The sequence below is a fragment of the Bacillus sp. M13(2017) genome, from assembly GCF_002218325.1.
Taxonomy (GTDB): Bacteria; Bacillota; Bacilli; order Bacillales; family Bacillaceae_G; genus Bacillus_A; species Bacillus_A thuringiensis_K.
Window position 1 is genome coordinate 1 of sequence record NZ_KZ268534.1, and the last position, 10,783, is coordinate 10,783.

The window sequence follows — 10,783 nt, forward strand, 5'->3', positions numbered from 1 at the left end:
ATATATATATATATATATTAAAATTTTATTTTTTCTGTGATTAACTAGACTTATATACTCATATTATTTCTTTCAAAAAAATAAGTATATTAATCTTATAAAAAAGAATAAATAACATTTTGAATCTATTTAATGTAAAAATGGGATCTACTAATAGATTCCCTTTCCTTTCAAAGAGACTAAATTTATGAGTGTAAAACAAGTGTCCAATGCTTGTTCCACACTATAAGATATGCTTTCCTATTCAAAATAGTTCTAATCAATTTTATTTAGTACTACCTATTTTTTTAATATAAAAGAGTCTAACAATACTTCCACAAAAATATATGCTACACAAAATCAAATAATAAAAACATAGATTTTATTACTATAATCTATGTTTTTATTTAAAAATGAGGAAAATCACTATTATACATGCCCTCACACATATAAATACACTCCATAGCATGTTAAAGAATGTATAAACACACTCAAAACATAAACTAAAAGGAGGCTTTTTTAAATTGAGTGAAAAAGAATATAAACAAGATAATAATAAAAATAAAGATTGTAAGGTTAAATCAGAATCGCGGATTCCACTCAGTGATACTGAGGCAACGCCTGTTCTTACAACCAATCCAAGAATTAAAATTCCAGTTGTATTAGCAGAAAGAACACTTCAAATTGTAGTAGAAGCAGAAATTCCACTTTCTCCACCAGCAGTGGAAATTAAAAGAGTGTTAAAAGATGTATTTTTAACACAATGTAAACTAGTACCTGTTGAATATGAACCAATTAATGAAACAGGATATTTTCAAGTAACAAGAGCAAAATTGTTTGTAGAAGGCTATATTCGTAAAAATATTGAATACGCTGCTAAATACTGCAATGGTGTAATTCATGATCGAATTGCAAAAGTTCGATTCTCTGGTTTTGCTGATTTGACTGCTGATGAATTTCTTTCTTTCCCAATTATAGCTTTTGGTTCTGAAAATAAAGCTCGTTTCATTAATCCGAAAAAGAATGATGTTCCTCGTCTAGACAAATACTTCTTTGAAAATAATGTTTTCTATAATGAACAACCATATTGTGAATTAATTAGTGCAGAATTTTATGAACTTGATTATTCATCATATGATGTTCATTATGATTCAAAACATGATGAATATCAGGACAGAAATCAAGATAGATATCAAGATAAGTATCAAGATAAATATTATGATCAATATCCTGAGAAAGAATTTGACAAATTACGTGAAAAAATTGTTCTTGATCTTACTTTGAAAGTATTACAAACTCAACAAGTACAAATCGGATAAAATAAAAAAAGTAATATTTTTAAAGTAAATCAATTATTTTTCACATTTCATGCATTATAAAAGAAAGAGGAATCCTAAAAAAATCCCCCTTTCTTTTATTTACATAACATTATATTATCAGCAATCAATGTATCTCAAAATCTATAAAAAAATACCTTCAGATATTCCTTCTAAAGGTATTTTTCATTCACATAATCTGTATTATAAATAATTTTTATTTATCTACTTTAAAATACTCTGGATGTTCTGCTTTCATAGATAAAATGTTACCACACTCTGTGCAAACATCAGCAATCACTCTTGAAAATTGATTAAAAAGGTTATTCGTACTATTAAGTCTTAAACATGTTTGGGCATTTAATGAATCTTGCCCGATTTTTCTAGAACCACAATTAGGACATTTCTTATTCATTTTCAATTCCTTCTTCCTAAAATTTAGTTCACATAAAATCAAATTATCAGTAGTATTCCAAAAAGCTCAGAATTCTCATATAACTCTAAGCTTTACTTTTGTATTCATTTTCCTATATTTTTTAGAAGTCGTAGGAGATAATTAATTAAATTTCAAAAAATCATTTCCAAAACTCATACCATTTCTTATCTTTACTTGCTGCAATCATCTTCTTAACTTCCTGGACTTCCCTTATTGTTTGCATAAGCATTTCATCGCTTCTTTGATTCTTCGCTACGTCTTCGCTAGTATTCATCGCTATAAGCGTTTGGGATTCCTGTATCGTTTGTATAGCGCTCAATAACTCTGATTCTCTTTGTGCGAATCGCTGATCTTGTTCAACTAAACGCTTATTTAATTTTTGTAGTAATTCATTTTGCTTTTCAATAATCTCGTTTTGATCTTGAAGCATCATCTGTAGCGTTGTAGCGTTGAAATCCGGTTCTTCATAGCGCTCAATTTCGTGTCGCTCTAATGGCAATATCTCAACGCCTTGATGCCATGATACTATTTGTTTTGTAGCGTTTTCTAATGTCATGTCTGTGTCGTTCTTTAAGTTGATAACCTTACGAAACACCATTACATCACTTTCTCTATACTTCCTATGCCCACGTTCATTCTTTATGAAAGTATAACCCTCTTTTTCTAGTACATCAGCATACTTACGTAATGTACTAGATTGGATACCTAATTGCTCTGCCACTTCGCCGGGACTATATAACGTATTCATAGCGTCTCACCTCAAAAATATATTCGCTATAGCAATGATATACCCTTTTTCCTAATAATTCACGTATCACTTGTTTCAAATTCTTAACTCTCATAATCTTTACATGGGTAATTTGTATTACAGACCCAACCTTAGGAATACATATCAATTTTAAAATTGAATACTCGTTATATTTCGATACCCAAATCAAAATCTTTTTTATTTATACAAGATTTTATGCAAAAAAAGAAGAGTGGGGATCCCTGGAATCCCCACTCTATCAACAATGTATAAAATCCTGTATACAAGATAGCAACACAAAAAAAGAAGAATCCCTATATAGACAAGGATTCTTCTAAAATAATTGCTACCGATAATGAGACGTTATGTTAACCTGTTTTGAATAAACATCCATCTCTATTTTCACTATTTACAAAGACACCCTCTCCTTACTCATAAACAAAAAACAACAAAAAAATCTTAAACAACTGACTTATATTAACTCTTTACTTAATTATTACTTCATGTTTAATTAAGTATAAAATTTAGTATTTACTTTGATATTTTTAATAGAAGTATCAAACATTATAATCTTAAAATAAAGGAGTTAGCTTTCATGCAATCATATATTGTACATATTGTAGGATTAATTGGTAATATAATTGGATTTATATATACATCATCAAGGTATTTAGGAACAGGATATGGATCCACACCTCAAACATGGGGAATTTCAAATGAAATACAAGGATTGATTCCAATGCTACTGTTCGCAATTGGCATACTTATAAATGGACTATTTTTATCATTAAATAATCATTTTAAATTTGTAGTATCATTTACAATTATTTTAATAATAAATATTTGTTTTTTATTGTTCGAATCTATCAATGAAATGAATAAAATAGAATGGGTAAACTTAGTATCTGAACAAATTTTATTGATAAAACCCCTTCAAATATGTCTTGCTTTTCTTATCAGTTCAATAATTCTAATGTTTTTATATAAAAAAAATAAAGTATAAAATTCCAATAATCTTCTTGTTTTTAAACCATAAACTCTTTTTAAATAGAGAAAATTCACTTCCTACAACGAAAATTATGTAAACACAAAAGTCCTCCAGTTAAACAATCCGGAGGACTTTTAATAGTTTTCTAAGTTATCTTCCAAATACACTCAATCCTAAATAAATCAAACTATAACTAATTAAAGCACTTGCAAGCATCAAACCTATTTTTAATAATTTGTCTTTTATATTAGATTTTACTTCACTTATAGGTTTTCCCTCTATAAAATCAATTATTTGACGATAAGTTTTTAAATTATGCTCTTTTTTTATGTTTTCAACTTTCAGTGATGAAAACATAAGCAAAATCGTAAGTACAAAAGGTATTATAAGACCATAATAACCAAAAAAGTAAAATACAGGTGCAATAGAAATAGGAAGTATAATCATTGATGCTAACATGATATAACTCCACTTAAAGAAAGTTGATTTTTGAAGTTCTTCTTTCATGATCTTTACATCTCCTTTAACTAAATCATCCAGGGAGACATTAAAAAGAATACTCATCATTAGTAAATTATGAATATCTGGATAGTTCCTTTCATTTTCCCAGTTAGAAATAGATTGTCTGGAAACATGAATTTTTTCTGCTAACTTTTCTTGGGACATGTTATCCCGTTTACGAAAATATTGTATTTGTCTACCGATGTTCATTTATACATCTCCCTTAAGTTTGAGGTTAAGTTAAAGGCTAATTAAAGACTACCAAATTTCTTTATAATAACGTGATTTTAAGATGTAAAAATGTTTTATCATGCTATTCCCACCTGGTTTTTGCCCTTTTCTGGGGTCCCGTCCTACACTTTTTATTCCACGGTTCACTTGACCACGAGCCTCTACACCCTCAAACTCCCAAAGATAACCCCAGCGGGCAAAAACCGCCCTTCTGGGGCCACCTCTGGTGAGTTTGCATGAGGGTGCCCCTCATGGTCAAGTGACTTTCGCGGCATAAACGTTACGGACTCAGTGATCAACCCTTCTCTAGTTATTCTCCCATGTATTCCTATTACAAAATCTCTCATATCTAAATTAATATATTGTATAATATAGTTAAATCGTATTTTATGTGGTATCACATAAAATCAAGTGCATATTCTCCCCTTCGGGTAGCCCGGTTTATCGCCTTAACGGCTTTAAACCGGGAAGATCAAGAGCATCCCACGAACAGTCCCGCCATCTTGAATCCGGCGAGACTCAAGCAGGGCAAAATCGGCCTGCCTTGGCATGATAAAAGCTGACGCTTTTCCATGCCTGCGGCCAGACGCATTCATTTTTGATTCTCGCTACGCTTGAACCAAAAACAAGCTCGGCAAGCCGAGTGAATGGTCTTCAGGCGGATTTTGCCCTGCGGGATTTCCTGGACAGAACGCTTCGCATCTGTCCAGATTCTTTTTCTAGATCAGCTTCCGCTTCTTAGAAAAAGACAAATAAAATTGCCTTCCGGCATTTTTATTTGTTTGATCAAAATGTCATGCTTCGCATCACATTTTGAATGAAATTAAACAAACATTTGTTTAAAAATGTTTGTTTAATAAAAAACGAAACATATAAACACGAATTATAGCGAAAACCCATAGCTTCGCTATAAAATCCCAAATAATTAAATACAAAGATAAAGCAAAGACAGGAGGTATCCCTATGGCCGCGCCACGAAAACATATAAGGATTCTCAAAACAAAAGAAATCGAAGGCATGGATATGCTTTGGAAAACTGGAACAGCTACCAGAGAACAAATGGAAAGAGAATATAACATCAAAGGAGATCGCCTAAAAAAACTTTGTCACAGCGGATATTTAGAAGAACGCACAGGTAAGATTGTTTTAAGAGAAAAGGGAATAGAAAAGTTTAAAAAAGAAGGAAAAGAATATCAATATAAAACCGGTATAAATAACGCCAAACACGATATTCGTCTCTCTGAAAAATACATCTCTTTACCGAAAGAAATAAGAGAAACATGGAAAACAGAAAAACAATTGCATTCAGAGGCTCAGAAAGACCCCAGATACGACGATTTTAAAAAAAGAATAGTAGAGTCCCATCCGCAAGGGAAATTCCAACCAACGCCCGATGGGGCCGTCTATAGCGAGACACATAATGGTTACATTGCCATAGAGGTAACAACACGTAACTACAAAGAGATCGATATCCAACAAAAACAAGAATTTGCAAAAACATTTTTATCCGGATATGAACAGCTATAGGAGGAAAGAACATGGCAACACAACCAACATTTATTGTTCCACATACTTTTTATACAGTACATGAAATTATGGATAATACGAATTCACCCTATATTTTAAACTTACATGACATTCAGGAAGATCCACATAAGAGAAAATTAAGTGATGAATTACATTTATTCATCATGAAACATTATCATAATCTATTTACATTTATGCTTCATCATCAACCCTACATGTTAAAATCACAATTCTTGGACCTATTTGGCTACCAAAAAGGAAAAAAGAATAAGTCTAGAACACTTGGTTACGCCAAATTAAAAGAGTTAGAAGATAAACTGTTAATTGGTTCTAAATCCTTTTATGGTGCTGAATATATTTATTTATCTTATCGAGCTTACTATTATTTTGGCCAAGAAAAAAAGGTGCTACCAATTGCACCAGGAGAGAATGTGCTCTTCCGCCATTTTACTCGTATGGAAGACTATCTAGAATTAAATAAACAATATACAGACCCAATATTATTAATCGCATTACTTTGGAGAATACTTCCCAAACAACAAAATACCTAAAAATCTTGATATGGAATTTGTAACCGACTTTCTGATAAAGACGAAAAAAGAAAATAGAGGATTGTGGTTCATCAATGAAGAGACACCCGATACTCAACTTCACGTACTCATTACATTTATCGATGAACTCTTTAAAATCCTTACTACACGTTGTTCTCTTAAATTACTTATTAATGATCAAAGAGAATCTTTACGAATCGTAGCAAATATTATCCCGATACCAGGAACATCTTATATCACAATTAATAACCTAATCTCTGATATCTATCATATTGAATTTTTATTAAAGATTTGTTTCCCAACAGTAATAACAAGCTTTACCTTTATTGTGATGAACCAAGATCATGAACGTGAATTAAACAATGTTATAAGTAGAATTACTAAACTTAGAGAAAATAAAAAGAACTTACAACCATGGCAATCTATGATTGATCCAAAAAACATCAAAATCCGAAATACAAATCTATTTAGACGTTTAAATTTCAACGATTCCTACGAATCTCAACGAGAGAAACCACTCCCACAGTAAGCACTTACTTATCGTAAGTGCTTTTTGTTTTCTCCCTACTTTTGAGGTAGAGGTTGGCCGGGGTGTGGGGAGACCCCACGTATTGCGTATCTAAAAAAAGAGTAAGAACGAATTATAGAACGTTAGATCAAGCGGTTTGGCTCGTATAATGAGTAGCTCAAGCCGATATGCCTACATCCCACTTTTGAGTTTATCGGCTTGGCGATGGAAGCAAACGAGCCAAAAAAAGTTTGGCAAGGATGTTAGAAAAAAGAAAAGTCTTCGACTTTAGCCGAGGATTAACGAGGCGACTTTTTTCTAGCAAAGGTGGAGATTTTTAAGTGATCTTTGCTTAAAAATACTACCTGTTCCTTGCGGAACTTTTAGCCCTATATATAGAGTGAGATAGGAAAAATACAAAAAACCAGTAATATCAAGGGTTTAAAGTGTTCGGGGTGTTAAAAAAAATTAACACCTGTGTTAATTTTTTTTAACACCTATTTTTTAACAAAAAAAAAAAAAAAAAAAAGTGCAATAGTTAATTACACTTTTTTTAAAATAAATATATCGGCAATTTATGCTTTTTTTTGCTTCCTTCAAGTTGAATGTTTCTTAATGATTTTGCAAATATTTGTTGTGTAGCTCTATCAATATCATCTTTTGGTGCATTACATAATATATTAGGGTTAACAAACCAAGTACGAGAAGAACAAGATCGTCCATCTTCAGTAGTTATCCCAGTTTCTGCAACCCCTAAAATCCCTTTAACAAGTAAATCATTCATAATCTTAGAAATAGAAGTTCTTGTTTTTCCTAATTTTTTAGCTAAATAACTTGGAGAAGCCGCATTCGGCTTAATTTCCTCATCATTCTTTTCAACAACAACATTTGATTTAAACTCTAAGAATCTTGAAAGCTCAAATAAAAAAGCTTTCTCTGGTTGAGTTAAATAACCAATCTCACATAAATAATCAATATTCTCTGTTATCATTTGCACGAACTTCACCCCATCAGTTCGTTTTTTCTTCTTACCAATGAAATAATCGTTACCTGTTGTACTATGTAGAATCTGTAGTAAGACTTGCTGCTGCTCAGCTGACAAACCTATATTAGCTTGTTCTAAAAAATCTTCAACTTTATTCTCTCTTACTCGTGATTTTTTTTCAGAATGTCCTATATTGACTATTTTCGTCATAATGTTTCTCCTCTTTTCTAACATTTACAACTAGAGATGAGAAACATTTTATGCTATGATTCTTATAGTAATTAAAAATGAATATATACAATAAAAACCCCTCTTCTCTAATTGATTTGCTTGGTCGCTTTCAATTATAACATGAGGGTTTTTTTATTTATATAAAAGTTCTGTGCAACTTAGTAACTTATCTTTTATTCTCATGAAATCTTATAAACAATTAATTTATATATATAAATTAATTGTTTTTTAAACCGAAAGGAGTTTCTTTAATGGAATATGAATAAATTAAACAAAAAGCCTAGTAAAAACTAAGCTTTTTGTCTGAAAAAAATACCTTTTTTCACCTTAATACACTTTTAATTTCACACTATTTTATACAACTAATAATAAAAAGTTCCAATGTAAACTTTTGAATATTAGTTTACATTCAAATCCCCTATATTATTGACTTATCTCCAAATCACCTGATATCCTCAATTTATATAACAAAAGTATACATTCAAAACACTATAAATAAAGAGGTCATAAATCCATGAATAAAAAGCCACATCTTATTGATGTACAACCCATCCGTAGCAAAGAACAGATCGAAGATATGAAATGGGCTCTGAAACGTCATTGTTCCGAACGAGACTATATTCTCTTCCTTATTGGGATCCATACTGGATTACGTGTCAGCGATCTACTCCAAATTGAAACACAAACCATAATAAATTTAAAACGTAAAAAGAGAAAAGAATTCAAGATCAAAGAGGGAAAAACGAAGAAAGAACGCATGATTAACCTTACTTCTATTTTTGATGAAGTATACTCTTATGGCCAAACACTAAAAAGTACCTGGTTATTCCCTTCCAGAAAAGGCGATCAACCCATTAGTAAGATCCAGGCTTATCGACAATTGCAAAAAGCCGGAGATTTTGCCGGTATAGAATCCATTGGGACTCACACCATGCGCAAAACCTTCGGCTATTGGTTCTATAAACAAACAAAAGATGTTGCTATGTTGCAAGGAATTCTAAATCATAGTACACCCCAAATCACACTAAAATACATTGGAATTAATAAAGAAGAAAAAGACAATATACTTGATAATTTCCATATTTAAAATCTATCAAAAAAACGACATCTAGGGGTACAGCCTAGATACATGTAATTTTGAATATTAGTCATACATTTATTTTCAATCATACTTATAATCATGGATTTCCTTGTTATTTTTTCAACTTATTATCATACATCCTAATCATACTGTTGGAACAAAGTGTTTTCAGTAGCTAATAGATGGATGATTAAGGTGTACTCATAATAGACAAAACGGTATTTATAATCCCTATAAATTGAATATAAGAATAAAAGTAAATACATGACCTATTCCACATTTTTTTAAATTTAATTATTTTTATATATTATTAAAAAAATAAATCGATACGAATAACATAAATGAAAAAAATTAATACATTGACATTAAACAGTTTTAAAAATCTAAAGTAATTTTAAAAAGGAGTCTAAGTAACATGAGTGAACAACGTCCAATTAATACATCATGTCAGGTAGTAGGGCAAACTCAAACACCATTAAATAATAAAGTTGAAACACCCATTATTACCACAGAAACACCGCTTGTACAAATGCCAGTTATATTAGCCGAAAGAACAATTCAAATTGTTGTAGAATCTAATATTTCATTAGATCCTCCAGCAATTGAAATTAAGCGTATCTTAAAAAACAATGTATTTTTGACACAAGGTGATTTAGTTCCTCTAGCATTTACTCCAATACCAGGTACAAATTACAACCTAGTTACAAAAGCTAAATTATTTTTACAAGGGTATATCCGTAAAAGTATTGAGTATGTATATGATGAATACAATAGAATTATATATAATTCTATTGTAAATGTTCCATTTTCCGGTTCCACAGATCTAATAGAAGATGATTTTCTATCTTTAGCTTTAATAGCTTCTTCCTCAGATACTACATTTCATTTTATTAATCCTAAAAACGGTGATTTACCACATTTGGAAAAATGTTCCTTCGGAGATACAGTTTATTATAACAAACAACCATATTGCGAATTAGTCAGTACTCAACTTGTTGGATTAGACTTTTCCCCTTGTCTAACAAACTTAAAGGAACCATTTAATACTTTTCGTGAAATAATTGTATTAAACCTTAATTTAAAAGTTTTACAAATACAACAAGTACAAATTTAAAACAAAGAAAACTTCTTATTTTTCAAACCAACCTACTAAAAAAACACCAATATCCGTTAGTGCTCTCCTAAAGGGAACTATAAAATAAAATGAAAAAAGTGAGTGAAACTTATCCCAATATTTCCTTCTCGAAAAAGAGACAAACCCATTAGTAAGATCCAACCTTATCTACAATTGCAAAAAGCTGGAGACTTTGCCAGCGTAGAGTCCATTGGTACCCACACAATGCACAAAACCTTCGGCTATTAGTTCTATAAACAAACAAAAGATATTGCTATGTTGCAAAACATACTCAACCACAGTACACCAAGAATTACACTGAAATACATTGAAATTAATAAAGAAGAAAAAGATAATATCCTAGATGTATTTCATATTTAAAACATAATAAAATATAGCTCAAATAGTTAAATCAAAAAATCCCAAATTACATACACCTTTTAAAAAATAATTTCATAAAATAAAATCGAGAATGGCAAATATGTTCTCTCCGACAAACAACTCACAGAATAAACAAAAAGATATTCAGTATGAATATCTTTTTGTTTATTCTAAATATAGTTATTTTAATATATATATATATATAT

At 30.6% G+C, this 10,783-nt stretch carries 9 protein-coding genes and 2 pseudogenes; 7 read left to right on the top strand and 4 right to left on the bottom strand.

Features of this window, described 5'->3' with window-relative positions; translation table 11 throughout:
• Nucleotides 1–503: 503 nt before the first annotated feature.
• On the top strand, nt 504–1,298 hold the full coding sequence (locus CGQ22_RS30910; protein WP_089149784.1) for a CsxC family protein: 795 nt from the start codon (nt 504–506) through the stop codon (nt 1,296–1,298).
• A 214-nt stretch (nt 1,299–1,512) separates the two neighbouring features.
• Here CGQ22_RS30910 and CGQ22_RS30915 read toward each other — a convergent pair whose 3' ends face one another.
• Together CGQ22_RS30915 and CGQ22_RS30920 are read right to left on the bottom strand one after the other, a co-directional pair.
• The gene (locus CGQ22_RS30915) at nt 1,513–1,710 is read right to left on the bottom strand and encodes a hypothetical protein (RefSeq protein WP_089149785.1); all 198 of its coding nucleotides are present in this window, start codon (nt 1,708–1,710) and stop codon (nt 1,513–1,515) included.
• A gap of 160 nt (nt 1,711–1,870) precedes the next feature.
• Complete coding sequence (locus tag CGQ22_RS30920) at nt 1,871–2,479, bottom strand: DUF3967 domain-containing protein (protein ID WP_089149786.1); 609 nt, start codon at nt 2,477–2,479, stop codon at nt 1,871–1,873.
• 595 nt (nt 2,480–3,074) lie between these two features.
• On the opposite strand from CGQ22_RS30920, the gene CGQ22_RS30925 reads away from it, so the two are divergent.
• Nucleotides 3,075–3,482 carry a hypothetical protein gene (locus tag CGQ22_RS30925; RefSeq protein WP_089149787.1) on the top strand — a complete coding sequence of 136 codons (408 nt, stop codon included), beginning with the start codon at nt 3,075–3,077 and terminating at the stop codon, nt 3,480–3,482.
• 135 nt (nt 3,483–3,617) lie between these two features.
• Here the strand turns inward: CGQ22_RS30925 and CGQ22_RS30930 are convergent, their stop codons facing one another.
• The gene (locus tag CGQ22_RS30930; protein WP_089149788.1) at nt 3,618–4,178 is read right to left on the bottom strand and encodes a helix-turn-helix domain-containing protein; all 561 of its coding nucleotides are present in this window, start codon (nt 4,176–4,178) and stop codon (nt 3,618–3,620) included.
• Nucleotides 4,179–5,162: 984 nt separating this feature from the next.
• On the opposite strand from CGQ22_RS30930, the gene CGQ22_RS30940 reads away from it, so the two are divergent.
• Nucleotides 5,163–5,726, top strand: coding sequence for a hypothetical protein (locus tag CGQ22_RS30940; protein WP_089149790.1), 564 nt, complete (start codon nt 5,163–5,165; stop codon nt 5,724–5,726).
• Between the two features lie 11 nt (nt 5,727–5,737).
• A pseudogene (locus tag CGQ22_RS32850) lies at nt 5,738–6,806 on the top strand (hypothetical protein).
• A gap of 532 nt (nt 6,807–7,338) precedes the next feature.
• Here the strand turns inward: CGQ22_RS32850 and CGQ22_RS30950 are convergent.
• Entirely contained in the window at nt 7,339–7,980 is a 642-nt protein-coding gene (locus CGQ22_RS30950; protein ID WP_000161841.1) for a hypothetical protein, read from the bottom strand.
• 535 nt (nt 7,981–8,515) lie between these two features.
• On the opposite strand from CGQ22_RS30950, the gene CGQ22_RS30955 reads away from it, so the two are divergent.
• From CGQ22_RS30955 to CGQ22_RS30965, 3 genes and pseudogenes are all read left to right on the top strand, one after another.
• Nucleotides 8,516–9,088 carry a tyrosine-type recombinase/integrase gene (locus tag CGQ22_RS30955; protein ID WP_089149791.1) on the top strand — a complete coding sequence of 191 codons (573 nt, stop codon included), beginning with the start codon at nt 8,516–8,518 and terminating at the stop codon, nt 9,086–9,088.
• A gap of 409 nt (nt 9,089–9,497) precedes the next feature.
• The gene (locus tag CGQ22_RS30960; protein ID WP_089149792.1) at nt 9,498–10,196 is read left to right on the top strand and encodes a CsxC family protein; all 699 of its coding nucleotides are present in this window, start codon (nt 9,498–9,500) and stop codon (nt 10,194–10,196) included.
• Between the two features lie 117 nt (nt 10,197–10,313).
• Nucleotides 10,314–10,577: pseudogene (locus CGQ22_RS30965) on the top strand (tyrosine-type recombinase/integrase); the annotation flags it as partial.
• Nucleotides 10,578–10,783: the final 206 nt, after the last annotated feature.

What these genes read in the sequence shown, in the direction of transcription:
- CGQ22_RS30915 (WP_089149785.1), bottom strand. Translation starts at nt 1,710, where the DNA reads ATGAATAAGAAATGTCCTAATTGTGGTTCTAGAAAAATCGGGCAAGAT.
- CGQ22_RS30920 (WP_089149786.1), bottom strand. Translation starts at nt 2,479, where the DNA reads ATGAATACGTTATATAGTCCCGGCGAAGTGGCAGAGCAATTAGGTATC.
- CGQ22_RS30925 (WP_089149787.1), top strand. Translation starts at nt 3,075, where the DNA reads ATGCAATCATATATTGTACATATTGTAGGATTAATTGGTAATATAATT.
- CGQ22_RS30930 (WP_089149788.1), bottom strand. Translation starts at nt 4,178, where the DNA reads ATGAACATCGGTAGACAAATACAATATTTTCGTAAACGGGATAACATG.
- CGQ22_RS30940 (WP_089149790.1), top strand. Translation starts at nt 5,163, where the DNA reads ATGGCCGCGCCACGAAAACATATAAGGATTCTCAAAACAAAAGAAATC.
- CGQ22_RS30950 (WP_000161841.1), bottom strand. Translation starts at nt 7,980, where the DNA reads ATGACGAAAATAGTCAATATAGGACATTCTGAAAAAAAATCACGAGTA.
- CGQ22_RS30955 (WP_089149791.1), top strand. Translation starts at nt 8,516, where the DNA reads ATGAATAAAAAGCCACATCTTATTGATGTACAACCCATCCGTAGCAAA.
- CGQ22_RS30960 (WP_089149792.1), top strand. Translation starts at nt 9,498, where the DNA reads ATGAGTGAACAACGTCCAATTAATACATCATGTCAGGTAGTAGGGCAA.